Source organism: Janibacter endophyticus (genome assembly GCF_016888335.1).
Classification (GTDB): domain Bacteria; phylum Actinomycetota; class Actinomycetes; order Actinomycetales; family Dermatophilaceae; genus Marihabitans; species Marihabitans endophyticum.
The window spans coordinates 2,366,237-2,389,883 of record NZ_JAFEJG010000004.1 but is presented as its reverse complement, the minus strand read 5'-3'; the positions used below and the strand labels follow the sequence as shown (position 1 = coordinate 2,389,883).

Below are 23,647 nucleotides of genomic sequence, written 5' to 3'. Positions count from 1 at the left end.
TTCCCGCCACGGGGGCCGCTCTTCGCGTATCCAGGGGGCACGCCCCCCTTCGCAGAACAACTGAAGAGAAGGACAACCGGGGCACAACGACGATGCACCCGGCCAGATGAGAGAAAAGGAGGGCCCGATGGAGGGTCCCGAGATCCAGTTCGCCGAAGCCGTCATCGACAACGGCTCCTACGGCACCCGCACCGTCCGGTTCGAGACGGGCCGCCTGGCCAAGCAGGCCGGTGGCGCAGTCGCCGCGTACCTCGACGGCGAGACCATGCTGCTGTCGACCACGACGGCCGGCAAGCACCCCAAGGACCACTTCGACTTCTTCCCGCTGACGGTGGACGTCGAGGAGCGCATGTACGCCGCGGGTCGCATCCCCGGCAGCTTCTTCCGTCGCGAGGGCCGTCCCGGCACCGACGCGATCCTCACCTGCCGGCTCATCGACCGGCCACTGCGCCCGTCCTTCGTCAAGGGCCTGCGCAACGAGGTCCAGGTCGTCATCACGGTCCTGTCGATCCACCCCGACCACCAGTACGACGTCCTCGCGATCAACGCGGCGTCGCTGTCCACGCAGATCTCCGGTCTGCCCTTCTCCGGCCCGATCGGCGGCGTGCGCGTCTCGCTCATCGATGGCCAGTGGGTCGCCTTCCCGAACTTCTCGGACGCCGAGCGCTCGACCTTCGACATGGTCGTCGCCGGGAGGATGGTCGACGGTGACGGCGGGTCTGATGTGGCCGTGATGATGGTCGAGGCCGAGTCCACCGAGTCCACCTGGGACCTCGTGAAGAACCAGGGCAAGACCGCTCCCACGGAGGAGGTCGTCGCCGAGGGTCTCGAGGCGTCGAAGAAGTTCATCAAGGTCCTCTGCGAGGCCCAGGCCGACCTGGCCGCCAAGGCCGCCAAGCCGGTCGAGGAGTTCCCGCGCTTCCTGGACTACCAGGACGACGCCTACGCCGCCGTCGAGGCCGAGGTCTCCGAGGAGACCGCCAAGGCCCTGACCATCGCCGGCAAGGCCGAGCGCGAGGGCACCCTCGACGACATCAAGGCGCGTCTCGTCGAGAAGCTCGCCGGTGCCGAGGGCGCGACCTTCGCCGGTCGTGAGAAGGAGCTCTCCGCCGCCTTCCGCTCGGTGCAGAAGCAGCTCGTCCGCGAGCGCATCCTGCGCGACAAGATCCGCATGGACGGTCGTGGCCTCGCCGACATCCGCGCGCTCGGCGCCGAGGTCGAGGTCCTGCCGCGCGTGCACGGCTCCGCGATCTTCGAGCGCGGCGAGACCCAGATCCTGGGTGTCACCACGCTCAACATGCTCAAGATGGAGCAGCAGATCGACTCGCTGAGCCCGGTGAGCAAGAAGCGCTACATGCACAACTACAACTTCCCGCCGTACTCGACCGGTGAGACCGGCCGGGTCGGCTCGCCGAAGCGTCGCGAGATCGGCCACGGTGCGCTCGCCGAGCGGGCGCTCATGCCGGTGCTCCCGCCCCGCGAGGAGTTCCCCTACGCGATCCGTCAGGTGTCCGAGGCGCTCAGCTCCAACGGCTCGACGTCCATGGGCTCGGTCTGCGCCTCGACCCTCTCGCTGCTCAACGCGGGTGTGCCGCTGCGCGCCGCCGTCGCGGGCATCGCGATGGGCCTGGTCTCCGACGAGGTCGACGGGGAGACCCGCTACGCGGCCCTCACCGACATCCTCGGTGCGGAGGACGCCTTCGGTGACATGGACTTCAAGGTCGCCGGCACCAAGGAGTTCATCACCGCGATCCAGCTCGACACCAAGCTCGACGGCATCCCCGCCTCGGTCCTGGCCGGCGCGCTGACCCAGGCTCGCGACGCGCGTCTGCACATCCTCGACGTGATGAACGAGGCCATCGACGCCCCGGACGAGATGGCACCCACTGCGCCGCGGATCATCACGGTCCAGGTCCCCGTCGACAAGATCGGTGAGGTCATCGGCCCGAAGGGCAAGATGATCAACCAGATCCAGGACGACACCGGCGCGGACATCAGCATCGAGGACGACGGCACCGTCTTCATCGGTGCGGTGGACGGCCCGTCCGCGGAGGCGGCACGCAACGCGATCAACTCGATCGCCAACCCGCAGATGCCGGAGATCGGTGAGCGCTTCCTCGGGACCGTCGTCAAGACGACGACCTTCGGCGCGTTCATCTCGCTCCTGCCCGGCAAGGACGGTCTGCTGCATATCTCCGAGGTGCGCAAGCTCGTCGGCGGCAAGCGGATCGACGCCGTCGAGGACGTCCTCGGCGTGGGCCAGACGGTCCAGGTCGAGCTCAAGGAGATCGACCCGCGCGGCAAGCTGAGCCTGGCTGCGGTCCTCACCGAGGAGCAGCAGGCCGCGGCCGACGCCTCCGGTGGCGGCGACCGTGACGGTGGCGAGCGTCGTGAGCGCGGCGACCGTGACGGTGGCGAGCGCCGTGAGCGCCGCGACCGCGACGGCGACCGTGAGGGTGGCCGTGACGGCGACCGCGAGGGTGGCCGACGCCGCCGTCGTGGCGGCCGTGGCCGCGGTGACGGCGAGTCGGTCGAGCAGGGCTCGGACAACGCCGAGTCCGACGCCCTGGTCGCCGCGCAGCCCGAGGGCGCTCCGGCATCCTCCGAGGACGCCAGCTGATCAGCTGATCAACCCGCGAAGGGGTGGGTGCCGGCAACCGCCGGCACCCACCCCTTCGTCATCCCCGTCGGTCTCTCAGAGGCCGAGGTAGTGCTCGAGGCCGACGGTGACACCGGGGTGCTCGGCGACGTGGCGGACGCCCTGGAGCACCCCGGGCATGAAGGACACGCGGTCGAAGGAGTCGTGCCGCAGGGTGAGCATCTCGCCCTCGCCGCCGAGGAGCACCTCCTGGTGCGCGACGAGCCCACGCAGCCGCACGGCGTGCACCGGCACTCCGTGCACGAGGGCGCCGCGCGCACCGTCCGGGTCGTCGGTCGTCGCGTCCGGGACCGGGCCGAGGCCGGCCTCCTCGCGGGCCGCGCCGATGAGGTCGGCGGTCCGGGCGGCGGTGCCGCTCGGTGCGTCGACCTTGTCGGGGTGGTGCAGCTCGATGACCTCGACCGACTCGTAGAAGCGGGCCGCCTGGCGGGCGAAGGACATCATGAGGATCGCGCCGATCGCGAAGTTCGGGGCGATGAGAACACCGACGCCGTCCTGCGCGGAGACCTGCTCCCGAAGCGTCTCGAGCGCCGCCTCGCCCCAGCCGGTCGTCCCGACGACGACGTGGATGCCGCTCTCGACGCAGTGCGCGACGTTGGCGGCGCTCGCGCTCGGCACCGAGAACTCGACGACGACGTCGGCGCCGCCCAGGTCGCCGAGGTCGTCCCCGTCGTCGAAGCGGCCCACGAGCTCCATGTCGTCAGCGCCCTCCACCGCAGCGCAGACCGTCGATCCCATGCGTCCCGCGGCCCCGATGACCGCCACCTTCGTCGTCATGGCGGCCACCCTACCGAGGGCGAAGGGGGGAGCCCGCCGGCTCGTCGGGTACCGCCGCCGTGGCGGTCGTTCACCTTCCGTTCACCTTCGTGCTAAGATGAATGCAAGGTAAACAGGAGGTGTCCAGATGACCGTTTCAACCATCACCACGCAGCGCCCGACGCCGCGGCTGAGGTGCACCTGGGTCCGGGTCACGGACGCTCAGGGCCGCCACCGCATGGAGGCACGCTGGTCCGACACGGCCGCGCGTCCCGCCCGTCGCGCCGCCTGACCGACTCACGCGCACGACTCGGCTGCGTACGGCAGCAGATGACGAAGGCCCCCGACCAGATGGTCGGGGGCCTTCGTCGTGCGGGTCACCCCCAGCCCAGGGCCCGGAGCCCCGCTGCGACGGCCGCGGCCACGAGGACGACGACCAGGAAGTTCACGCGGAGCGCGAAGAGCGCTACGGCCACCGCGACGGCCGGCACTCGAGCATCGACGGTGAGGCCGGCGTCGCCGCCGACGGTCTGGGTGAGCAGGAGGCCGGCCAGCAGGGCCACGGGGAGCAGGCTGATGACCCGCGAGCGCCGCGGACCCTCGACCGTCGAGGCCGGCACGAGGTAGCCGGCGAGCTTGAGGGCGAAGGCGAGGGCGGCCGCGAGCAGGACCGTGAACCACAGCGTCATGGCGTCGGGTCCTCGCCGTCGAGGTGGCCGGGCTCGGGCGGCTCCGGCTCGCCCGGCCGCGCGAGCCCGATGACGAGCGCAGCGAGCGCTGCGAGGAGCACGGGCACACCAGCCGGGGTCCACGAGTACACCAGCAGCGCGATGAGCGCGGCCACCGCGGCCGTGGCCACGGAGAGGCCGGAGCGCAGCCGGGGCCACAGCAGCCCGACGAAGGCTGCCGCGGCGGCCGCGTCGAGACCCCACGTCCGCGGGTCGCCGAGGGCGTTGCCGAGCAGCGCGCCGGCGAGGGTCATGAGGTTCCAGAACGCGAAGACGGCCAGCCCGGTCCACCAGAACCCGACGCGCCGCGCCTCGGGGGTCGCCTGCGCGAGGCCGACCGCGGTCGACTCGTCGATCGTCACGTGCGCCGCTGCGAGCCGGCGCAGCCCGCGCACGCCCAGCACCCGGGAGGTCTCGAGCGCGTACAGCCCGTTGCGGACGCCGAGCATCGTCGAGGTCGCGACGGCCGCGACGGGGTTGCCGCCCGCGCCGATGACGCTGACGATGGCGAACTGCGACCCGCCGGTGAAGAGCAGCGCGGAGAGCGCCTGGGTCTGGAGGACGTCAAAGCCCGCAGCGACCGACAGGGCGCCGAAGCTCACGCCGTAGGCACCGGTCGCCAGCCCGACGGAGAGCGCCTGCCGCTTGGCCTGCGAGACCTCGGGAGCGGCCGTCGTCACCGTTCCTCGCCGATGGCCGCGACGAGCCGGACCTCCCGCGCGGTCGCGCCCTCGGGGGAGACCACCCGGTCGCGGTAGGCACCGTCCGGTCCCAGCCCGGCGCCGACGAGGAAGGCGCGCGTCTCCTCGTGCGGCACGAGCACCCAGGCGGACAGCCCGTCCGCGCCCGCCTCGCGGAGCAGGTCGACCACGGCGTTGAGCAGGCGCGAGCCGTGGCCCTGCCGACGGGCTTGAGGGTGCACCCCGATCGCCGTGAGCTCGCCGGTCGCCTGGCCGGTGTCCGGGTCCTGGCTCGGCCCGAGGGCGGCGAAGCCGACGACCTGCGGGCCGGCCGTCGCGACGAGCAGCCGGTGCACCCCGTCGGGCGGGTCGGCCAGCGCGACCCGCCACGCGGCGGTGAAGGACTGCGGGTCGAAGGTCGCGTGGACCTCCGGCGGGACGACCCCGTCGTAGGCCTCCTGCCAGACGAGCGCCTGGACGACCCCGAGGGCGGGCAGGTCGTTGGGCCCGGCGAGGCGGACGCCGGCGTCGGGGGTCGGGGTGGTCATCACACGCCCCGGAAGGTCGGGGTGCGCCGCTCACGGAAGGCGCGCTGCCCCTCGGCCAGGTCCTCGCTCGCCCAGGCGGTGGCGAAGGCCTCCCGGTAGTGGGCGTGGTCCTCGGCGGTGCGGGCGTCGAGGCCGACCTTGGAGCCGGACTGGCTCAGCGGGGCGAGTCGGGTGGCGGAGGTCGCGAGGACGACGGCGTCGTCGAGGTCGCCGCGGCGCTGCGCGAAGCCGAGGCGCCACGAGTCCTCCGCGTCGAGGACGGCGGCGGTGAGGATCATCTGCCGCGCGGCGCCCTCGCCCCAGAAGCGGGCGACCCGGTCGAGCGTCCAGGCGTCGACCATGAGGCCGAGCTTGGCGACGGGCACGGCGAAGCGGGCGTCGTGGGCGACGACCCGTACGTCGCACGCGACCGCGAGCTGCATGCCCAGGCCCATGCACGAGCCGGAGATCGCGGCGATCGTCGTGATCGGCAGCGTGGCGAGGTGCTGCAGCACCTCGGCGAGCCGCTCGGTGAAGCTGATGTCCTCGAGCTCGGTGAGGTCGGCGCCGGCGCAGAAGTGCCCGGCCGCACCGGTGAGGACCAGCGCGCGCGCGCCGGAGTCGACGGCGGCGCGGACGGCGGCGTCGAGGGCCTCGAGATGCTCGAGGTTGAGCGCGTTGCGCCGCTCCGGGCGCTCGATGGTCAGGACGTGGACGGCGTCGTGGGATTCGCTGCGGATCGGCACCCGGTCAGCATAGGTGCCGCCTGTGGGACGCTGACGGGACCATGTCCCTGCTCACCTCGTCCTCCGCGCCTCACCCACGCTGGCACCGACTGACGGTGCGAGCGGTCAGCCACCCCGTGCCGGGGTCCGCCGAGATCACCCTCGATGTCCCGGACGGCCTGGCCGCGGACTTCCTGCGTTACGACGCCGGCCAGTACCTGACCCTCCGCGCGGTCGTGGACGGCCAGCGGGTCGCGCAGTCCTACTCGATCACCGTCCCGCCGCACGAGGCCCGCGCCGCCGGCGCCCTGACGGTCGCCGCGAGCGAGGTGCCTGGTGGCCGGATGTCGCCGTGGCTGGTCCACGGCGTGGCGACGGGGGAGAGCCTGGAGGTCCTGCCGCCGATGGGTGACTTCCGGTGCGACCGGGTCGACGGGCCGGGTGGCCGGCACGTGGCTGTCGCCGGGGGGTCGGGCATCACCCCGGTTCTCGCGGTCGTCGGGCACGTCCTCCACGCCGACCCGGACGCCCACGTCCGGGTCGTCCTCAGCCACCGTGGCCCGGACACCGCCCTCGGGCTCGAGGCGTTGCGCCGGCGGGGAGAGGAGCACCCGGGGCGGCTCGAGGTCGTGCCGGTGTGGAGCCGTGCGGCGCCGCAGGGAGAGCGTGTCATGGGTCGCCTCGATGCGGCCGCCCTCGCCGACCTGGCCGCCGACGATGCCGACGACTGGTGGCTGTGCGGGCCCGACGGTCTGGTCCGTGGCACCCGCGACTGGCTGCTGACCCGCGGGGCCGACGCCGACCACGTCCACACCGAGGTCTTCTTCTCGGACGAGCCGATGTGAGGGTCGTCACCTCTAGGGTGGCGACATGAGCAACCATCAGATCACCATCGTCGGGGTACCCGGGCCCGGGGCCGAGGACGTGCTCGTCGGGGACGACGGCACGGTGTGGACGGGGACCGCGGACGGTGCGATCCACGCGCTCGACCCCGCCGGCGGGTCGACCCGCAGGGTGGCCCGCACCGGGGGTCGGCCCCTGGGGCTGGAGTGGCTGCCCGACGGCCGGCTGCTCGTGTGCGACGCGGAGCGGGGGCTGCTGGCCGTCTCGACCGAGGACGGCGCGCTCGAGGAGCTCGTCACCGAGGTCGACGGGGAGCGGCTGCGCTTCACAAACAACGCGGCGGTCGCCGAGGACGGGACCATCTGGTTCAGCGACAGCTCACGCCGATGGGGCGTCCGTGAGTGGAAGTCCGACCTCATCGAGCACACCCGCTCTGGCCGTCTCTTCCGCAGGGACCCCGGCGGCCGGGTCGAGACCGTCCTCGACGGGCTCGCCTTCGCCAACGGCGTGGCGCTCGCCGCCGACGGCTCGGCCGTCTACGTCGCCGAGACGGCGTTGCGTCGGGTGCGGCGGGTCGGGCTGGCCGGCGGTCGCCCCTCCGGGGATCAGCCCGTCGGCAGCGAAGGGATGGAGGCCACCCTGTCGTCTGCCGATCTGCTCGTCGACGACCTGCCCGGCTACCCGGACAACATCGCTCGAGGCAGCGACGGGCTGGTCTGGGTGACGATCGCCTCGCCTCCCGACCCGGTGCTCGGCCTGCTCCAGACCCGGGCGTCCCAGCGGGTGCGGGCTCTGGCGCTGCGGCTGCCGGACGCGCTCAAGCCGGCCCCGCAGCGCACGGTCCGGGTGCAGGCGTACGACGGCCAGGGGGCGCTGAGGCACGATCTCGAGGGCGACGCCACGGACTGGCACATGGCGACCGGGGTGCGAGAGCACGACGGCCGGGTCTGGCTGGGCAGCCTCGTCGAGCCCGCCGTCGCCTGGCTCGAGGTCTGACGCCCGCTAGGCGCGACCGGCGACGAGGGCGACGAGTGCGACGAGCCAGCTGACGAAGCTGCCGACGAGGAAGTACTCCGTCACCGCGTCGATGCCGCTCGTGCGTCGCCCGTCGGTGTGCTGCTCCTCGGACTTCGCCTTGAGCTCCGGCCAGCGGATGAGGCCCTTGGCCGCGATGACCATGCCGGCCGCGGTCACCTGGCCGGCGAGGCCGAGGCCGAGGATGAAGACCCGCTCGAGCGGACCGAGCAGGCGTCCTCCCTTGAGCTCGTCCGAGGGCTGGGGGCCGGGCTCGTCTGCGGCCGTCGGACGCTCGGGCTTCATCGCGCCGATGCTCGTGAGCACGAGCCGGACGACGACGTTGCCCGTGCTCAGCTGGACGAGCACGAGACCGGCGAGCAGGAGCAGTCGGTCGGCGGAGGGGGCCGGGTCCCAGGGGAGTCGCGCCCAGGCGAGCCAGTCGGCGAGCAGGCCGCCCGCCGGCGCAGCCCACCCGGAGAGGAGCAGCTGCGCGCCGATCGCGACGACGAGGCAGCACAGGGCGACGAGGTGACCTGCGCTGCGTGCGTGCAGGGCGCGGTCGGCGAGGACGACCCAGGTGAGCACGCAGACCGCCGCGAGGGCGACGAGACCGGCGCTCGCCGCGGTGGTGAGCAGCCCGGCGACGACGGCGGCGGCGAGCACTCCGAGGACGCCGACCGTCACGGGGACGACCCGTCCCCGGCGCAGCAGGGCGCGGGCCGCCCCCTTCGCCCCCGGGGGGACGGGGTCGCGCGTGAGCACGCTGCGGGCGAGGTCGGCCAGGCCGATCCCGACGAGGAGCAGGGCCAGCCCGCTCATGCGATCGCGCTGAGGTCGTCGTGGGCGGCGATGACGACGGCCAGCCCGTCGGCGCGGACCCGCTGCGAGACGGCCGACGGGGTGATCCCCTCGGCCTCGGCGACGGCGGCCTGGGTCGAGCCGGTCATGAGGGCGCGCAGGATGCGGGAGGAGCGGTCATCCAGAGATCCCATCATCTGGTCCCGACAGCGCAGGGCGGCGTTGATCGCGAGCGGGTCGGGTCCGTCGTCACCCGCCCGCCGGTAGAGGGTGCGGGCCGAGGAGGTCGCGGCGCGCGACTGCTCCTCCTTGACGGCGACGATCGCCTCGCGGGCGGCCCACCAGCCGGGCCCGTCCTGCGTCGTGGCGTCGAGCGCCGTCACCTCGCCCCAGCCGATGCCGAAGCGGGCGTCGACGGTCGGTGGGAGCGCGAGCCGCACGGCGAGGGCCGCCGCGATGGCCGCGCCCACGGTGGGGTAGGCGCCCTGGAACTCGTCGCCGACGGTGATCCGCAGGGGCTGGTCGGGGTCGGTCGCCTCGTTGACCGCGGCCAGGGCCTCGGTGAGCTCACGGTGGAGCAGGGCGCGGTCGGGGGAGTGACGCGAGCTGATGACGTCCCCGATGAGGGAGGCTGAAGTCTGGCTCTTCACTGTCGTCATATGAAGAGCATACCTTCACTGCTGAGAAGTGAAGATCATTGCTTACCGACGGCCGTAGGTGACGAACGCCAGGCCCGCGCCCGGGCTCCGGGCCGACTCGACCCACACGGCCGGGTCGATCTCCGGGAAGAAGACCTCGGCCTCCGGCGCGACGTCGACGTGCGTGATCTCGAGCCGGGACGCCACCGCGATCGTCTGCCGGTAGATCTCCCCGCCCCCGACGACGAAGACCTCCCGGTCGCCGGCGACGAGCAGCGCCTCGGGGAGGGAGTGGGCGACCTCGGCCCCCTGCGCCGACCAGCTGAGGTCCGAGGTGACGACGATGGTGCGGCGACCCGGCAGGGCCCGCCCGATGGAGTCCCACGTCCGGCGGCCCATGACCATCACCCCGCCCATCGTCACCTCCTTGAAGTGGCGCAGGTCCTCGGGCAGGTGCCAGGGCATGCCGCCGTCGGCGCCGATCGCCCGGTTCGCGCCGATGGCGGCGACGAGGGTGAGGCTCTGGGCGAAGCCGTGCTCGATCACCGCGGGTACCCGCTGCCCACCGCCCAGCTCGGTCGCCAGCGCCTCGAGGACCGCCCGCTCGTGGGGGACCACCCGCTCCGGCAGCCCGGCGAGCGGCCACCACCGCAGGTCGGCGGCCTTGTCCGGCTCGGCGATGCTCGGCTCACCCGACAGCTCGGTGACGTGGAAGAAGAAGTCGGCGCGCTGCTCGATCCGCCCGACGAGGCAGCCGCGGTGGACCGTGGTCAGGGGGGACGCGGCGACGACCTCGACACCGAGCTCCTCCCGGACCTCCTGGGCCAGGGCGCTGGACGCGCTCGCCGCGTCCTCGACGTGCCCGGCGGCGCCGCACGCCCACCACCCGTCCATGAAGGAGGTCCCCCGCCGCAGCTGGAGCAGCGCCTCGGTCGCCTCGCCCGCGCCGCGCGTGATGACGGCGTACGACGCGGCGACGAGCGGGACGCGCCCCCGCAGGTCGTCGGCGACGGGACGCTCGCTCATACGGCGATCGGCGCCTTGATGCTCGGGTGCGCCTCGTACCCCACGAGCTCGAAGTCCTCGAGCTCGTAGGCGTCGATTGAGTCGCGCCGGGTGATCCGCATCGTCGGGAGGGCGAAGGGAGTGCGGCTCAGCTGCTCGTCGGCCTGCTCGAGGTGGTTGAGGTAGAGGTGTGCGTCGCCGAGGGTGTGCACGAAGTCGCCGGGCTCGAGGCCGGTCTGCTGGGCGACCATCATCGTGAGCAGCGCGTAGCTCGCGATGTTGAAGGGGACGCCGAGGAAGATGTCGGCGCTGCGCTGGTAGAGCTGGCAGGAGAGCCGCCCGCGCCCGCCGTCGACGCCGGGGGCGACGTAGAACTGGAACATCGTGTGGCACGGCGGCAGCGCCATGTCGTCGACCTCGGCGACGTTCCACGCCGAGACGACATGGCGGCGGCTGTCCGGGTTGGTGCGGATCGCCTCGATGACCTTGGCGATCTGGTCGACGCGCTCGCCGGAGGGGGTGGGCCAGGACCGCCACTGGCTGCCGTAGACCGGGCCGAGGTCACCGTTCTCGTCGGCCCACTCGTCCCAGATCGTGATGCCGCGCTCCTGGAGCCAGCGCACGTTGGTGTCGCCGCGCAGGAACCACAGCAGCTCGCCGATGATCGAGCGCAGGTGGAGCTTCTTCGTCGTGAGGACGGGGAAGCCCTCGGAGAGGTCGAAGCGCATCTGGTGGCCGAAGACCGAGAGGGTGCCGGTGCCGGTGCGGTCGGACTTCTCGACCCCGTGGTCGCGGACATGCTCGAGGAGGTCGAGGTACTGGCGCATGGCCGCGAATCTACCTGTCCGCACTCCGTGCCACGTCGGGTCCATCCAGCCCCGGGGGCTAGTCTGCCCATATGCCTGACACCCCCTCCTGGACCCCCTTCGGGCGGGTCCTCACCGCCATGGCCACGCCGATGACACCCGACGGCGCGATGGACGAAGGGGGGGTGCGCGCCCTGGCGCGTCACCTCGCCGACACCGGTCATGACGGGATCGTCGTCAACGGCACGACGGGCGAGTCGGCCACCCTCACCGACGACGAGAGCATCGAGGCGGTCCGCCTCGTCGCCGAGGAGGTCGGCGACCGAGTCGCCGTCGTCGCCGGCGTCGGGTCGAACTCGACGGCGCACAGCCTCGAGATGACCGAGCGAGCCACCGCGGTCGGGGCGAGCGCGCTGCTCCTCGTCTCGCCGTACTACAACAAGCCGACCCAGGCGGGCCTGATCGCTCACTGCCGGGCCGTCGCGGACTCGACCGAGCTGCCGATCATGCTCTACGACATCCCCGGCCGCACCGGCATCCCCTTCGCCACCGAGACCCTCGTCGAGCTCGCCGGCCACCCCCAGATCCAGGCCGTCAAGGACGCGAAGGGGGACCTGGCGGCATCCATCCGCGTCATGGCAGCGACCGACTACCTCTGGTACTCCGGGGAGGACGCGCTCAACCTGCCGCTGCTCGCACTCGGTGCCGTCGGCGTCGTCTCCGTCGTCGGTCACGTCACCGGTCGCCGGCACGCCGAGCTCATCGCGGCCGTCGACGCCGGCGACCTGGCGCGCGCCCGTGAGATCCAGGACTCCCTCATCCCCGTCGTCGACGCGATCATGTTGACCTCGCAGGGAGCGATCATGGCCAAGGCCGCGCTCGTCGAGCTCGGCGTCATCGAGCACGCGACCGTGCGGCTGCCGCTCGTCGAGGGGCCCGAGGAGCATCTCGAGATCCTGCGTCGGGGTCTGGCCGCGTCGGGGGTCACCGCATGAGCCACCCGCACCCCGACCTCGACTACCCCAAGCCCCTGGCGAAGGGGGCGGTCCGCGTCGTCCCGCTCGGCGGGCTCGGCGAGATCGGCCGCAACATGACGGTCATCGAGCACGAGGGCCAGCTGCTCATCGTCGACTGCGGCGTCCTCTTCCCCGACGACCACCAGCCCGGCGTCGACCTCATCCTCCCGGACTTCGAGTACATCGAGGACCGGCTCGACGACATCCAGGCGGTGATCCTCACCCACGGGCACGAGGACCACATCGGCGCGGTGCCCTACCTCCTGCGCCTCAAGCCGGACCTCCCGCTCGTCGGCTCGCAGCTGACCCTCGCGCTCGTCGAGGCCAAGCTCAAGGAGCACCGGATCAAGCCGTACACCCTCGGGGTCGCCGAGGGCATGCGCGAGGTCTTCGGGCGGTTCGACTGCGAGTTCATCGCCGTCAACCACTCGATCCCCGACGCGCTCGCCGTCTACATCCGCACCGGCGGCGGCAACCTGCTGCACACCGGCGACTTCAAGATGGACCAGCTGCCGCTCGACGGCCGGATCACCGACCTGCGGGCCTTCGCCCGGGCGGGGGAGGAGGGGGTCGACCTCTTCCTCACCGACTCGACGAACGCGACGGTGCCGGGCTTCACCCCGCCGGAGCGCGACATCTCCAGCGCGATCGACAAGGTCTTCCGGCACGCGGAGCGACGGATCATCGCGGCCTGCTTCTCGTCGCACATGCACCGCGTGCAGCAGGTCCTCGACGCGGCGGAGAAGGCCGGCCGCAAGGTCGCCTTCGTCGGCCGCTCGATGATCCGCAACATGGGGATCGCCGCCGACCTCGGTCACCTGCACATCCCCGACGGCGTCGTCGTCGACATCAAGAAGCTCGAGCAGCTGCCCGACGACAAGATCGTCCTCATCTGCACCGGCAGCCAGGGCGAGCCGATGGCGGCGCTCGCGCGGATGGCCAACCGGGACCACCGGATCGACGTCGGCGTCGACGACACGATCATGCTGCTGTCCTCGCCGATCCCCGGCAACGAGGGGTCCGTCTGGCGGGTCATCAACGGGCTCATGCGGCTCGGTGCGCACGTCATCCACAGCGGCGGCAGCGACCGGGTCCATGTCTCCGGCCACGCGAGCGCCGGCGAGCTCCTCTACTGCTACAACATCGTCAAGCCCAAGAACGTCATGCCGGTCCACGGCGAGTGGCGTCACCTCGTCGCCAACCGCGACCTCGCGATCGCGACGGGCGTGCACCCCGACCACGTGCCGCTCGCCGAGGACGGTGTCGTCGTCGACCTCGTCGACGGTCGGGCCCGGATCGTCGGGGCCGTCCCGTGCGGCTACGTCTACGTCGACGGTTCGAGCGTCGGCGAGGCGACCGAGGAGCTGCTCAAGGACCGTCGCATCCTGCGCGACGAGGGCTTCATCGCGGTGATGGTCGTCGTCGACTCCCAGACCGGCAAGGTCATCGTCGGCCCGGAGATCACCGCCCGCGGCTTCGCCGAGGACGACGAGATCTTCGCCCAGGTGCGGCCGAAGATCGTCTCGGCCCTCGACGAGGCCATGGCGAAGGGGGTCACCGACCCCCAGCAGCTGCAGCAGGTGATCCGCCGGGCGATCGGCGGCTGGGTGGGCGGCAAGATCCGTCGCCGGCCGATGATCATCCCCACGGTCGTCGAGGCCTGACGCGCGGGGGTCAGCGGCCGGCGAGCTCGCGGACCGCCGCGACGAGCAGGTCGACGTGGGCCGGCGTGCTCGCCAGGCCCAGGCTGGCCCGGACCGCCGAGGAGTGGGCTGAGCCCCGGCGCTCGAGCAGGGCGTCGACGAGGATGTGCGCGCAGAACTTGCCGTCCCGGACCCCAATGCCGTAGTCCTCGGACAGCACCCGCGAGACGTCCTCGGCGGCCCAGCCGTCGATGGTGAAGGACACGACCGGGGCGCGCTCGTGGGTGGGCCCGAAGATCGACAGCGTCCGCACCCCGGGGATCGCGTCGAGCCGGCTGAGCAGCCCCCGCCCCAGCTCCGCGTCGAGCGCGTCGATGGCCGCGCGTTCCCGCTCGATCACCTGGCAGGCCGCGCCGAGGGCCACCGCGCCGAGCACGTTGGGGGAGCCGGCCTCGTGCCGGGCCGGGCCGCACTGCCACAGGGTCTCGTCCGGCGTCACCGCCTGGGTCGCGCCCCCACCGGCCAGGTACGGGTCGGCCGCGTCGAGCCAGTCGCCCCGCCCGACGAGGACGCCGGTCCCGTAGGGGGCGTAGAGCTTGTGACCGGAGAAGGCGACGTAGTCGACCCCTTCGGCCTCGATGTCGAGCGCCCGGTGCTGGACGAGCTGCGCGGCGTCGAGCGCCACGCGGGCACCGAAGCGACGGGCCAGGGCGACGATCTCGGCGACCGGCCAGTACTCGCCGGTGACGTTCGAGGCGCCGGTGACCACGACGAGCCGGTGCGCGGCCGCGTCGGCGAGCAGGGCCGCCTGCAGCCGGGCGAGCGCGTCCTCGACCGAGCTCGGCACGCCGAGTCGGCGCACCTGGCCCTCGTGCCAGGGCAGGAAGGTCGCGTGGTGGTCCGAGTCGTAGACGAAGACCGAGGCGTCGGTCGGGACGGCGCGGGCCAGGAGGTTGAAGGAGTCGGTGGTGTTGCGGGTGAAGACGACGTGGTCCTCGCCCCGGGCACCGACGAAGCGCGCGACGATCTCGCGGGCGGCCTCGTAGCGGGCGCTCGTGAGCCGGGAGAGGTAGCCGTTGCCCCGGTGGACCGAGCTGTACGTCAGGGTCGCCTCGTCGACGGCGGCCTTGACCTCGACGAAGGCGCTCGTCGAGGCGCCGTGGTCGAGGTTGACGTACTCGACGACCTCGCCGGAGCGGGTCTCGCAGGTCAGGCCCGCCGAGACGAGGGCGGGGACGGTGCTCGTGGTGCTCGCGATGGTCGACACGTGTGCTCCTTGGTCCTGTGGACCCAGCACTGCGACGGGTCCGCGCTTGCCGAGGTGCGTGCGCACGCCGGCCAGGTCGTCACCCGGAGCACCCCACCGCGGAGGAGGGTTGCCGACCAGCGAGCCGGGGCTTGGCGCTGGTACTCATGACCTAGGCCGGGACACTAGCAGCGCGGGGTCCTGACGTGTCGACCCCGCGGCGAGGATGTCTTGGATCCTGAGACCGGCTCAGGCGCCGGAGAGCAGCGCGATCACGGCGCCGGCCACGAGGTAGGGGCCGAAGGCCAGACGGCTGCCGCGGCCTGCCCGGCGGCTGACGAGCAGCGCCAGCGCGACGACGCCGCCGAGGAGGAAGGCGGCGTAGACCCCGACGAGGACAGCCCCCCACCCGTGCCAGCCGAGCAGCGGGGCGAGGCTGAGCATGAGCTTCGCGTCGCCCATGCCGATGCCGCGCGACCCGAGGACGAGGCTCACGAGGACGAAGGCACCGCCCACGACGAGCATCGCGAGGGTGGCCCGGCGCAAGTCGACCCACTGCCCGCTCGTTGCGGCCGCGACGAGCAGCAGGACGAGCACGCCCGGGACGGCGGGGAGCGTGAGGACGTTGGGCAGGCGGTGGACGTCCGTGTCGACCACGCCGAGCGTCAGCCCGACCGGTGCGAGCAGCATCGCCGCGGCCGCGGCCGCCAGCGGCTCGTGCTGGGAGGCACCGGCCAGGGCGACGACGAGGGAGGGGACGACGGCGACGAGCCAGCCGTGACGGGGGAGCGGACCCCCTTCGTCCGGGCGCCGGTAGCGGCCGTCCGCGAGCCAGCGGTGCGCCCACCACGTGCCGGCGACCGCGACGACGACGGCGACGAGGACGAGGTGCACGACGGCACCCTAACGAGGTCGAGGACGCCCCCTTCGCCCCTCTCCACAGGCGAAAAAGTGCCCCGGTGGTGCGCGTGTGACGCGTGTGAAGGGGGTGACGATCCCCTAGCCTGCGAGCATGGCGACACGTAACGGCACCTCCGCGCGCCCGCGCGGCGGCTCCACCCGAGCCCCCGGGCGACCCGCCCGCACCTCCGCGGCCAAGGGCCCCGGGCGGAGCGGGAGCACCGCGAAGAAGGCACCCGCCCGCGGCAAGAGCAAGGCTGCGGCGAAGGGGGGCGGCCTGCCGCTGCCCCTGCAGGCCGTGCGGTCCACCTGGATGGGGGTCGCCGGCGCCACCGGCGCCGGGGTCCGCAAGGTCGGTCACAGCGCCAGCCAGATCGAGCCGGAGCACCGTCGTGACGGGCTCGGCTTCCTCCTCCTCGCCCTCGCCGTCGTCGTCGCCGCGGTCGAGTGGTGGGGTCTCGGCGGGATGGTCGGCGACGTCGTCCACGCCGTCGCCGCCGGCACCTTCGGCCGGGTCGCCTACGCCCTGCCGATCGTCCTCGTCCTCGCCGCCTGGCGGCTCCTGCGCGGTGTCGTCGACGACGCCGGAGGCGCGCGCCTCGGTCTGGGCCTGGGCATGCTCGCCCTTTCGGTCTGCGGCCTGACCCACATCGCCCACGGCATCCCGCAGCCCCCCGCCGGCGCCGGACCCATGCGCGAGGCGGGCGGCATCGCGGGCTTCCTCGCCTCCGACCCGCTCGTCACGGGGCTGACCGTCTGGCCGGCCGGGATCCTCCTCGTGCTGCTCGGGCTCTTCTCGCTCCTGCTCATCACCGGCATCCCCTTCCACGAGCTGCCGACCCGGGCCGCGTACCTGCGCGCCGCCTTCACCGGGCACGTCCCCGACGCTGCCGACGAGACTCCCGCGGCGAGGGCCGCGGTGAAGGACGCCCGGCGCCGCCGCTTCGAGGACGGCGTCGACGAGCGGGACGGCGACACCGCCTACGACCAGGCCGCCATCATCGCCCCCGCGAAGCCCAGGCGTCGTCGTGGCAAGGACATCGAGGACCAGGCGAGCGACGCCCCTGAGCCGGCCGGTGCAGCCGAGGACACCGCCAAGCCGGCCGGAGGCCCGCGCCCCGGCGAGAAGCGCGCCACCCGGCCCGGAGTGCTCGTCCCCTCGGCCAACGAGAAGGCTGCCCTCCAGGCGCCCCCGACGACGCAGCTGCCGCAACGTGTCGAGCAGCTCGCCCTGGCCGGCGACGTCACCTACACGCTCCCGGACTCGCAGGTCCTCAAGCAGGGCTCACCGCACAAGGAGCGCTCGGCGGCCAACGACGCGGTCGTGGAGTCGCTGACCACGGTCCTCGACGAGTTCGGCATCGACGCGCACGTCACCGGCTTCCACCGTGGGCCGACCGTCACCCGCTACGTCGTCGAGCTCGGCCCCGGCGTCAAGGTCGAGCGCGTCACCGCGCTGTCCAAGAACATCGCGTACGCCGTCGCCTCGGCCGACGTCCGCATCCTCAGCCCCATCCCGGGCAAGTCCGCCATCGGCATCGAGATCCCGAACGCCGACAAGGAGATGGTCTGCCTCGGCGACGTGCTCCGCAGCGACGTCGCGCGCAACAACGAGCACCCGATGGTCATGGGTGTCGGCAAGGACGTCGAGGGCGGCTACGTCATCGCCAACCTCGCGAAGATGCCGCACATCCTCGTCGCCGGTGCGACGGGCTCCGGCAAGTCGAGCTTCGTCAACTCGATGATCACCTCGATCCTCATGCGCTCCACGCCCGACGAGGTGCGCATGGTGCTCGTCGACCCCAAGCGCGTGGAGCTGACCGCCTACGAGGGCATCCCGCACCTCATCACGCCGATCATCACCAACGCCAAGAAGGCGGCCGAGGCGCTCCAGTGGGTCGTGCGCGAGATGGACATGCGCTACGACGACCTCGCGGCCTTCGGCTACAAGCACGTCGACGACTTCAACAAGGCGGTCAAGGCGGGCAAGGTCCAGCCGCTCCCGGGCAGCGAGCGGTCCATCCAGCCCTACCCGTACCTCCTCGTCATCGTCGACGAGCTCGCCGACCTCATGATGGTCGCCCCCCGCGACGTCGAGGACTCGATCGTCCGGATCACCCAGCTCGCCCGCGCGGCCGGCATCCACCTCGTCCTCGCGACCCAGCGCCCGTCCGTCGACGTCGTCACCGGCCTCATCAAGGCCAACGTGCCGAGCCGCATGGCCTTCGCGACGTCCTCGCTCGCCGACAGCCGCGTCGTCCTCGACCAGCCCGGCGCCGAGAAGCTCCTCGGCCAGGGTGACGCGCTCTTCCTGCCCATGGGCAAGAACAAGCCGATGCGTGTCCAGGGCGCCTGGGTCACGGAGTCCGAGATCCACGAGGTCGTCGCCCACGTCACCGGTCAGCTCAAGCCGACCTACCGCGAGGACGTCGTCGTCGAGGCGCCCAAGAAGCAGATCGACGACGACATCGGCGACGACCTCGACGTGCTGCTCCAGGCGGCCGAGCTCGTCGTCACGACGCAGTTCGGGTCGACCTCCATGCTCCAGCGCAAGCTGCGGGTCGGCTTCGCCAAGGCCGGCCGGCTCATGGACCTCCTCGAGTCCCGCGGCGTCGTCGGCCCCTCCGAGGGCTCCAAGGCGCGCGACGTGCTCGTCAAGCCCGACGACCTGCCGACCACCCTCGCGCTCATGCGGGGCGAGGACGTCCCCGAGGCCTCGGACGACACCACGGGTGCGGACGGCGCCACCGACGGCCTCGAGGAGTACGAGGGCGACGCCCCCTTCGCGCACGACGACACGGCCGTCATCACCCAGGGTGGCGGCGAAGGGGGAGCCGGCGGCACCCCTTCGTCCGACCGCTACGCGGAGGACCCGATCGGCACCGACATCCCGGTGGACGACGACGAGGACGAGGACGCCTGGTCACTCACCGGCCGGTGAGGGTACGGGCTCCTCGAGGGCCCCGGCCTCCTCGAGCTCGGCGCGGATGTCCGAGACGAGCTGCTCGACCGCGACGCTGCCGCTGACCGGCCCGCCGGCGAGCTGGCCGTCCATGCCGAGGAGCACGGCACCCGGGTTCCCCACGCCGAAGGTCCGGGCGACGGCTCCGTTCGGGTCGTGCAGCGTGATGCCCTCGAGATCGGGTGCGTGCGTGACCGCCAGGTCCACAGGCATCGAGACGACAGCCCGGACCGTCACCGGGGGCAGCGCCTCGTCCCACGCCTTGATCTGGGGGATGACCTGCATGCACGCGCCGCAGCCCGGCGAGACGAAGACGAGCAGGTAGGCAGACTGGCGGCTCAGCTCGTGCAAGGGCATCGGGGATCCGTCCGGGCCCTCGAGCAGTCCGTACGGGATGGGCTGACGGAGGTAGTCCTCGAGCTCGTCCTGGGGCGAAGGGGGAACAGCCGGGGCCGCGGCGGCGTGGGTGTCCTGCGTGCCACCGAAGGTGACCACGACGATCGCCACCGTGAGGGCGAGCAGCGCCAGCCAGGCCCAGGTGGTCGCCTCGGCGTCGGCGAGCCGCGCGAGCACCGACCGCTCGGCCGTCGCCGACCACACGACGAGCAGCGACAGCCCGACGAGCAGCCCGTTGCGTGCTGCGGTCCGCTGCGTCACCTCGCCCAGCCCGAGGCGCCCGAAGCAGCCGCAGGTGATCGGGTAGCCGAAGCCGAGCGCCCGGACGATGATCCCCAGGTACACGACCATCAGGGCGACCGCAGCGACCGCCACCGCGAGGGACCAAGGCCGAGGCAGGACGAGGAGCAGGACCGCGAGGACGATCTCGGCCCACGGGAAGACCCGGCGGACCGCCGGTCCGCTGATCACCGCGGGCAGCCGGAGCTGGGCGAAGGCGCTGGCCACCTCCGCGGGGGCACGGAGCTTGGCGACGCCGCTGATGATCAGCAGGGTGGCCAGCAGGATCGGCGGGAGCAGGAGAGGTCCATCGAGCACGGATCCAGGGTAGGCGCTCTACGCTGACGCCCATGTCCGATGCCTGGTATGCGCCCAAGCCCCCTCTGTCCGGGCGGGACTACTGGTTCGCGGTGCTGCGCAAGCAGCCGTCGGCGATCCTCCTCGGGATGCAGGTCTTCGCCATCGTGTTGCTGCCCTGGCTCGAGGGACAGCTGTGGGGGCGGCTCGTCTTCGTCGTCATCTCCTTCTTCGCGGTGACGGTCGCTGCCTTCGTCACCCGGACGACGAGGGCACTCACCTGGCTCGCGCTGCTCATCGGTGTGCCTGCCGTCGTGCTCGAGGCGTGGAGCGTGCTCGAGCCGGAGCACCAGGTCATCGGGGTCATCGCGCACCTCGGGCTGTCGATCTTCTACCTCTACGTGGCGTTCGGGCTCGTGACGTACGTGTTCTCCGACAACTGGGTGACGAGCGACGAGCTCTTCGCCGTCGGGGCGGCCTTCACCGTCCTCCTGTTCGGCTTCGCCTATCTCTACCTCGCGATGCAGTTCGCTTGGCCCGGCTCGTTCACCGGGCACAGCGAAGGGGACCGCCGCAGCTTCCTCGAGCTCCTCTTCTTCTCGGCCGCCAACCTCACGAGCGTCGGGCTCTCCGACGTCGGGGCGGTGCGGCCGCACGCCCGGGCGGCGACGATCATCGAGCAGCTCACGGGCGTCATGTACGTCGCCATGGTCATCTCCCGCCTTGTCGCTCTCACCGTGGCCAAGGCCCGCCGCTGATTCCCCGCGTCCGGAGGCGCCTAGAGTGGAGGGCATGTCGGCCCCTGCTCGTAGCGTCGCTCTCGTCACCCTCGGGTGCACCCGCAACGAGGTCGACTCCGAGGAGCTCGCCGGCCGGCTCGCAGCCGAGGGCTGGACCCTCGTCGACGACGCGGCCGACGCCGACGTCGCGGTGGTCAACACGTGCGGCTTCATCGAGCAGGCCAAGAAGGACTCGATCGACGCGATCCTCGAGGCCAACGACCTGCGCGAGGAGGGCCGCACGCAGGCCGTCGTCGCGGTCGGCTGCCTCGCCGAGCGCTACGGCAAGGACCTCGCGGCCGAGCTGCCCGAGGCCGATGCCGTGCTCGGCTTCGACTCCTACCGGGACATGTCGGCGCACCTGCGGGCCGTGCTCGACGGCCAGCCGCCCGAGGCGCACGTCCCCGGTGACCGGCGCACGCTCCTGCCGCTCGCGCCGCTCCAGCGCGCCGAAGCCGCCGCCGACGTCGCCCTGCCGGGGCACGGTGCGACCGAGGAGGGGCGTGACCTGCCGCGGGCGCGCCTGGACGACCGACCCTGGGCGCCGCTGAAGATCGCCTCCGGCTGCGACCGTCGCTGCGCCTTCTGCGCGATCCCGACCTTCCGCGGCTCCTTCGTCTCGCGGCGGCCCACCGACGTCATCGCCGAGGCCCGCTGGCTCGCAGAGCAGGGCGTCAAGGAGCTCTTCCTCGTCTCGGAGAACTCGACGTCCTACGGCAAGGACCTCGGCGAGCTCGACCTCCTCCAGGCCTTGCTCCCGCAGCTGGCCGACATCGAGGGCATCGAGCGGGTCCGCGTCTCCTACCTCCAGCCGGCGGAGATCCGCCCGGGGCTGCTCGAGGCGATGGCGAGCACGCCCAAGGTCACGCCCTGGTACGACATCTCCTTCCAGCACTCGAGCCCCGGCCTGCTGCGGCGCATGCGCCGCTTCGGGTCCACGGACGCCTTCCTCGGGCTCATCGCGGGCGTGCGCGCGCGGCAGCCGGAGGCCGGCATCCGCAGCAACGTCATCGTCGGCTTCCCCGGCGAGACCGAGGACGACGTGGCCGAGCTCGAGCGCTTCCTCACCGAGGCGCGCCTCGACGTCGTGGGCGTCTTCGGCTACAGCGACGAGGACGGCACCGAGGGCGAGGGCCTGGCCGACAAGGTCGACCCGGACGTCATCGAGGAGCGGGTCGAGCGCATCCGTGCCCTCGTCGACGAGCTGGCGGCCCAACGGGCCGAGGACCGGGTGGGTCAGCGGGTCCGCGTGCTCGTCGAGGAGATCGAGGACGGCGAAGGGGGAGACCTCCTCGTCGTCGGCCGCGCCGACCACCAGGGACCGGACGTCGACGGCGAGACGACCCTCGTCGGGGACCTCGACGGGATCGCCGTGGGTGATGCGCTCGACGCGGTCGTCGAGTCGACCGAGGGCATCGACCTCGTCGCGAGGGTGCTCCGATGAGCGAGCAGCCCGTGGTCGAGCAGATCCCGCAGCCCGAACCCAGCCCGTGGAACCTGCCCAACGCGCTGACCGTCCTGAGGATCCTCCTCGTCCCCGTCTTCGTGTGGTTCCTGCTCCAGGACGGGGGTGAGGACGCGACCTCACGCTGGTGGGCCCTCGGGATCTTCACGATCGCGATCGTCACCGACCGGATCGACGGGGATCTCGCGCGCTCGCGCGGGATCGTCACGACCTTCGGCAAGGTCGCCGACCCGATCGCGGACAAGGCACTGACCGGCGCGGGCTTCATCGCGCTGTCGATCATCGACGTCGTCCCGTGGTGGATCACGGTGCTCGTCCTGGCCCGCGAGCTGGGGATCACCCTCATGCGCTTCTTCGTCATCCGGCACGGCGTGATGCCGGCGAGCCGTGGCGGCAAGGTCAAGACCTTCCTCCAGGCGCAGGCCCTGATGATCCTCATGGCGCCGCTGTGGACGCTGCCCCTGGCCCGCCTCTGGGAGGTCCTTGGCTGGATAGTCCTCGCCGCGGCCGTCATCGTGACCATCGCGACGGCCGTCGACTACGTCCTCAAGGCGATGACCCTGCGGGAGACGAGCGACCGGGCCGAGATGAAGCGGGCCCGCAAGGCGCAGGGCTGACCCTCGTGACCGCGGTCGAGGATGGACCCGACCAGGCGGCGGTGCGCCTCGTCGAGGTCCTCCGTGCCGGCGGCCTGACCCTGGGCTGCGCCGAGTCGCTCACCGGTGGCCTGCTCACGGCCGCGGTCGTCGGCGTGCCAGGAGCCTCGGACGTGCTGCGTGGGGGCGTCGTCGCCTACGCGCCCGAGGTCAAGACCCACGTGCTCGGCGTCGACGACTCGCTCATCGCTCGCGTCGGGACGGTGGACGCCGACGTCGCGGTCGCGATGGCACGCGGGGCGCTGCACGTCCTGGGCTGCGACCTCGCCGTCGCCACGACCGGGGTCGCCGGGCCGGGGCCGAGCGAGGGCCACCCCGCCGGCACCGTCTACGTCGCCTGCGTGATGCGCTCGACGAGCGAGGTCCGGGGGCTCCTCATCGACGGCGACCGGGCCGAGGTCCGGGAGTCGACGGTCCGCACGGCGCTCGAGATGGCCGCCTCGGTGGCGTCGTCGGACCATCGGGGTACGGTGGAGGCCTCGTCATCACCGGACGCCGTCGAGGGAGAGGAGGGCACGCCATGACCCTGCTGCGTGAAGAGCTGGGCGAGGTCCTGCGCGAGGCCCGGACCTCCCAGGGACGCACCCTGCGCCAGGTCTCCTCAGCCGCCTCGATCTCCCTCGGCTATCTCTCCGAGATCGAGCGCGGGGAGAAGGAGGCGAGCTCCGAGCTGCTCGCCTCCGTGTGCGGTGCTCTCGGGGTGCCGCTGTCCGGCGTCCTCGCCGAGGTCTCCGGCCGCCTGGCCGTCGCCGAGAGCGCGAGCGCCCCGGTCGTCCTGCCGGTCGTGACCGACCGGGTCTCCGCCTCCGCCGCCTGAGCCCCTGTC

General features: G+C 72.4%; 24 protein-coding genes and 1 riboswitch. Of the genes, 12 read left to right on the top strand and 12 right to left on the bottom strand.

The window, feature by feature from the left end; all coding sequences use genetic code 11:
* Window positions 1–127 precede the first annotated feature (127 nt).
* Entirely contained in the window at window positions 128–2,620 is a 2,493-nt protein-coding gene (locus JNO54_RS11460; RefSeq protein WP_204144015.1) for a polyribonucleotide nucleotidyltransferase, read from the top strand.
* Between the two features lie 75 nt (window positions 2,621–2,695).
* Here JNO54_RS11460 and dapB read toward each other — a convergent pair whose 3' ends face one another.
* Complete coding sequence (dapB, locus tag JNO54_RS11455; RefSeq protein ID WP_204144014.1) at window positions 2,696–3,436, bottom strand: 4-hydroxy-tetrahydrodipicolinate reductase; 741 nt, start codon at window positions 3,434–3,436, stop codon at window positions 2,696–2,698.
* Between the two features lie 127 nt (window positions 3,437–3,563).
* On the opposite strand from dapB, the gene JNO54_RS11450 reads away from it, so the two are divergent.
* Window positions 3,564–3,707: a hypothetical protein gene (locus tag JNO54_RS11450; RefSeq protein ID WP_204144013.1), complete on the top strand. Its 144-nt coding sequence runs from the start codon at window positions 3,564–3,566 to the stop codon at window positions 3,705–3,707.
* A gap of 85 nt (window positions 3,708–3,792) precedes the next feature.
* Here the strand turns inward: JNO54_RS11450 and JNO54_RS11445 are convergent, their stop codons facing one another.
* The 4 genes from JNO54_RS11445 to JNO54_RS11430 are packed head-to-tail and all read right to left on the bottom strand — an operon-like array spanning window position 3,793 to window position 6,096.
* Window positions 3,793–4,104 (bottom strand): AzlD domain-containing protein, encoded by a 312-nt coding sequence (locus JNO54_RS11445; protein ID WP_204144012.1) that lies wholly within the window; start codon window positions 4,102–4,104, stop codon window positions 3,793–3,795.
* Window positions 4,101–4,823 carry an AzlC family ABC transporter permease gene (locus JNO54_RS11440; protein WP_204144011.1) on the bottom strand — a complete coding sequence of 241 codons (723 nt, stop codon included), beginning with the start codon at window positions 4,821–4,823 and terminating at the stop codon, window positions 4,101–4,103. The genes JNO54_RS11445 and JNO54_RS11440 overlap by 4 nt, the downstream gene beginning before the upstream one ends.
* Window positions 4,820–5,371 (bottom strand): GNAT family N-acetyltransferase, encoded by a 552-nt coding sequence (locus tag JNO54_RS11435; RefSeq protein WP_204144010.1) that lies wholly within the window; start codon window positions 5,369–5,371, stop codon window positions 4,820–4,822. Before JNO54_RS11435 ends, JNO54_RS11440 begins: the two co-directional genes overlap by 4 nt.
* Window positions 5,371–6,096 (bottom strand): enoyl-CoA hydratase-related protein, encoded by a 726-nt coding sequence (locus JNO54_RS11430; protein WP_204144009.1) that lies wholly within the window; start codon window positions 6,094–6,096, stop codon window positions 5,371–5,373. The genes JNO54_RS11435 and JNO54_RS11430 overlap by 1 nt, the downstream gene beginning before the upstream one ends.
* Before the next feature lie 41 nt (window positions 6,097–6,137).
* Between JNO54_RS11430 and JNO54_RS11425 the strand changes: the two genes are divergently transcribed.
* Together JNO54_RS11425 and JNO54_RS11420 are read left to right on the top strand one after the other, a co-directional pair.
* Entirely contained in the window at window positions 6,138–6,920 is a 783-nt protein-coding gene (locus JNO54_RS11425; RefSeq protein ID WP_204144008.1) for an FAD-binding oxidoreductase, read from the top strand.
* A 25-nt stretch (window positions 6,921–6,945) separates the two neighbouring features.
* Window positions 6,946–7,914 carry an SMP-30/gluconolactonase/LRE family protein gene (locus JNO54_RS11420; protein WP_204144007.1) on the top strand — a complete coding sequence of 323 codons (969 nt, stop codon included), beginning with the start codon at window positions 6,946–6,948 and terminating at the stop codon, window positions 7,912–7,914.
* 6 nt (window positions 7,915–7,920) lie between these two features.
* On the opposite strand, the gene JNO54_RS11415 is transcribed toward JNO54_RS11420, so the two are convergent.
* The 4 genes from JNO54_RS11415 to JNO54_RS11400 are packed head-to-tail and all read right to left on the bottom strand — an operon-like array spanning window position 7,921 to window position 11,203.
* Window positions 7,921–8,754, bottom strand: a complete 834-nt coding sequence (locus tag JNO54_RS11415) for a hypothetical protein (RefSeq protein WP_204144006.1) — start codon at window positions 8,752–8,754, stop codon at window positions 7,921–7,923.
* The gene (locus JNO54_RS11410; RefSeq protein ID WP_204144005.1) at window positions 8,751–9,392 is read right to left on the bottom strand and encodes a SatD family protein; all 642 of its coding nucleotides are present in this window, start codon (window positions 9,390–9,392) and stop codon (window positions 8,751–8,753) included. Before JNO54_RS11410 ends, JNO54_RS11415 begins: the two co-directional genes overlap by 4 nt.
* Window positions 9,393–9,434: 42 nt before the next feature.
* Complete coding sequence (locus JNO54_RS11405) at window positions 9,435–10,397, bottom strand: dihydrofolate reductase (protein ID WP_204144004.1); 963 nt, start codon at window positions 10,395–10,397, stop codon at window positions 9,435–9,437.
* Window positions 10,394–11,203, bottom strand: a complete 810-nt coding sequence (locus JNO54_RS11400) for a thymidylate synthase (RefSeq protein WP_204144003.1) — start codon at window positions 11,201–11,203, stop codon at window positions 10,394–10,396. The genes JNO54_RS11405 and JNO54_RS11400 overlap by 4 nt, the downstream gene beginning before the upstream one ends.
* A 71-nt stretch (window positions 11,204–11,274) precedes the next feature.
* Between JNO54_RS11400 and dapA the strand changes: the two genes are divergently transcribed.
* Both dapA and JNO54_RS11390 read left to right on the top strand, forming a co-directional pair.
* A complete protein-coding gene (gene dapA / locus JNO54_RS11395) occupies window positions 11,275–12,177 on the top strand; it encodes a 4-hydroxy-tetrahydrodipicolinate synthase (RefSeq protein WP_204144002.1) in 903 nt (300 codons plus the stop codon).
* On the top strand, window positions 12,174–13,862 hold the full coding sequence (locus JNO54_RS11390; protein ID WP_204144001.1) for a ribonuclease J: 1,689 nt from the start codon (window positions 12,174–12,176) through the stop codon (window positions 13,860–13,862). Before dapA ends, JNO54_RS11390 begins: the two co-directional genes overlap by 4 nt.
* Before the next feature lie 10 nt (window positions 13,863–13,872).
* On the opposite strand, the gene JNO54_RS11385 is transcribed toward JNO54_RS11390, so the two are convergent.
* On the bottom strand, window positions 13,873–15,108 hold the full coding sequence (locus JNO54_RS11385; protein ID WP_307818186.1) for an aminotransferase class V-fold PLP-dependent enzyme: 1,236 nt from the start codon (window positions 15,106–15,108) through the stop codon (window positions 13,873–13,875).
* 37 nt (window positions 15,109–15,145) lie between these two features.
* A riboswitch (SAM riboswitch) is annotated at window positions 15,146–15,260 on the bottom strand.
* A 76-nt stretch (window positions 15,261–15,336) separates the two neighbouring features.
* Complete coding sequence (locus tag JNO54_RS11380; RefSeq protein ID WP_204144000.1) at window positions 15,337–15,981, bottom strand: prepilin peptidase; 645 nt, start codon at window positions 15,979–15,981, stop codon at window positions 15,337–15,339.
* A gap of 118 nt (window positions 15,982–16,099) precedes the next feature.
* Between JNO54_RS11380 and JNO54_RS11375 the strand changes: the two genes are divergently transcribed.
* Complete coding sequence (locus JNO54_RS11375) at window positions 16,100–18,928, top strand: DNA translocase FtsK (protein ID WP_204143999.1); 2,829 nt, start codon at window positions 16,100–16,102, stop codon at window positions 18,926–18,928.
* On the opposite strand, the gene JNO54_RS11370 is transcribed toward JNO54_RS11375, so the two are convergent.
* A complete protein-coding gene (locus tag JNO54_RS11370; RefSeq protein WP_204143998.1) occupies window positions 18,911–19,942 on the bottom strand; it encodes a TlpA family protein disulfide reductase in 1,032 nt (343 codons plus the stop codon). The genes JNO54_RS11375 and JNO54_RS11370 overlap by 18 nt on opposite strands.
* Before the next feature lie 32 nt (window positions 19,943–19,974).
* Here JNO54_RS11370 and JNO54_RS11365 point away from each other — a divergent pair, with 32 nt between their 5' ends.
* The 5 genes from JNO54_RS11365 to JNO54_RS11345 are packed head-to-tail and all read left to right on the top strand — an operon-like array spanning window position 19,975 to window position 23,638.
* The gene (locus JNO54_RS11365; RefSeq protein WP_204143997.1) at window positions 19,975–20,679 is read left to right on the top strand and encodes an ion channel; all 705 of its coding nucleotides are present in this window, start codon (window positions 19,975–19,977) and stop codon (window positions 20,677–20,679) included.
* A gap of 34 nt (window positions 20,680–20,713) precedes the next feature.
* A complete protein-coding gene (gene rimO, locus JNO54_RS11360; protein ID WP_204143996.1) occupies window positions 20,714–22,144 on the top strand; it encodes a 30S ribosomal protein S12 methylthiotransferase RimO in 1,431 nt (476 codons plus the stop codon).
* Window positions 22,141–22,782: a CDP-diacylglycerol--glycerol-3-phosphate 3-phosphatidyltransferase gene (pgsA, locus tag JNO54_RS11355; RefSeq protein ID WP_204143995.1), complete on the top strand. Its 642-nt coding sequence runs from the start codon at window positions 22,141–22,143 to the stop codon at window positions 22,780–22,782. Before rimO ends, pgsA begins: the two co-directional genes overlap by 4 nt.
* A gap of 5 nt (window positions 22,783–22,787) precedes the next feature.
* Window positions 22,788–23,345, top strand: a complete 558-nt coding sequence (locus JNO54_RS11350; protein ID WP_204143994.1) for a CinA family protein — start codon at window positions 22,788–22,790, stop codon at window positions 23,343–23,345.
* Window positions 23,342–23,638, top strand: a complete 297-nt coding sequence (locus JNO54_RS11345; RefSeq protein WP_204143993.1) for a helix-turn-helix domain-containing protein — start codon at window positions 23,342–23,344, stop codon at window positions 23,636–23,638. Before JNO54_RS11350 ends, JNO54_RS11345 begins: the two co-directional genes overlap by 4 nt.
* Window positions 23,639–23,647 lie beyond the last annotated feature (9 nt).

What these genes read in the sequence shown, in the direction of transcription:
- JNO54_RS11460 (WP_204144015.1), top strand. Translation starts at nt 128, where the DNA reads ATGGAGGGTCCCGAGATCCAGTTCGCCGAAGCCGTCATCGACAACGGC.
- dapB (WP_204144014.1), bottom strand. Translation starts at nt 3,436, where the DNA reads ATGACGACGAAGGTGGCGGTCATCGGGGCCGCGGGACGCATGGGATCG.
- JNO54_RS11450 (WP_204144013.1), top strand. Translation starts at nt 3,564, where the DNA reads ATGACCGTTTCAACCATCACCACGCAGCGCCCGACGCCGCGGCTGAGG.
- JNO54_RS11445 (WP_204144012.1), bottom strand. Translation starts at nt 4,104, where the DNA reads ATGACGCTGTGGTTCACGGTCCTGCTCGCGGCCGCCCTCGCCTTCGCC.
- JNO54_RS11435 (WP_204144010.1), bottom strand. Translation starts at nt 5,371, where the DNA reads ATGACCACCCCGACCCCCGACGCCGGCGTCCGCCTCGCCGGGCCCAAC.
- JNO54_RS11425 (WP_204144008.1), top strand. Translation starts at nt 6,138, where the DNA reads ATGTCCCTGCTCACCTCGTCCTCCGCGCCTCACCCACGCTGGCACCGA.
- JNO54_RS11420 (WP_204144007.1), top strand. Translation starts at nt 6,946, where the DNA reads ATGAGCAACCATCAGATCACCATCGTCGGGGTACCCGGGCCCGGGGCC.
- JNO54_RS11415 (WP_204144006.1), bottom strand. Translation starts at nt 8,754, where the DNA reads ATGAGCGGGCTGGCCCTGCTCCTCGTCGGGATCGGCCTGGCCGACCTC.
- JNO54_RS11410 (WP_204144005.1), bottom strand. Translation starts at nt 9,392, where the DNA reads ATGACGACAGTGAAGAGCCAGACTTCAGCCTCCCTCATCGGGGACGTC.
- JNO54_RS11405 (WP_204144004.1), bottom strand. Translation starts at nt 10,397, where the DNA reads ATGAGCGAGCGTCCCGTCGCCGACGACCTGCGGGGGCGCGTCCCGCTC.
- JNO54_RS11400 (WP_204144003.1), bottom strand. Translation starts at nt 11,203, where the DNA reads ATGCGCCAGTACCTCGACCTCCTCGAGCATGTCCGCGACCACGGGGTC.
- dapA (WP_204144002.1), top strand. Translation starts at nt 11,275, where the DNA reads ATGCCTGACACCCCCTCCTGGACCCCCTTCGGGCGGGTCCTCACCGCC.
- JNO54_RS11390 (WP_204144001.1), top strand. Translation starts at nt 12,174, where the DNA reads ATGAGCCACCCGCACCCCGACCTCGACTACCCCAAGCCCCTGGCGAAG.
- JNO54_RS11375 (WP_204143999.1), top strand. Translation starts at nt 16,100, where the DNA reads ATGGCGACACGTAACGGCACCTCCGCGCGCCCGCGCGGCGGCTCCACC.
- JNO54_RS11365 (WP_204143997.1), top strand. Translation starts at nt 19,975, where the DNA reads ATGTCCGATGCCTGGTATGCGCCCAAGCCCCCTCTGTCCGGGCGGGAC.
- rimO (WP_204143996.1), top strand. Translation starts at nt 20,714, where the DNA reads ATGTCGGCCCCTGCTCGTAGCGTCGCTCTCGTCACCCTCGGGTGCACC.
- pgsA (WP_204143995.1), top strand. Translation starts at nt 22,141, where the DNA reads ATGAGCGAGCAGCCCGTGGTCGAGCAGATCCCGCAGCCCGAACCCAGC.
- JNO54_RS11345 (WP_204143993.1), top strand. Translation starts at nt 23,342, where the DNA reads ATGACCCTGCTGCGTGAAGAGCTGGGCGAGGTCCTGCGCGAGGCCCGG.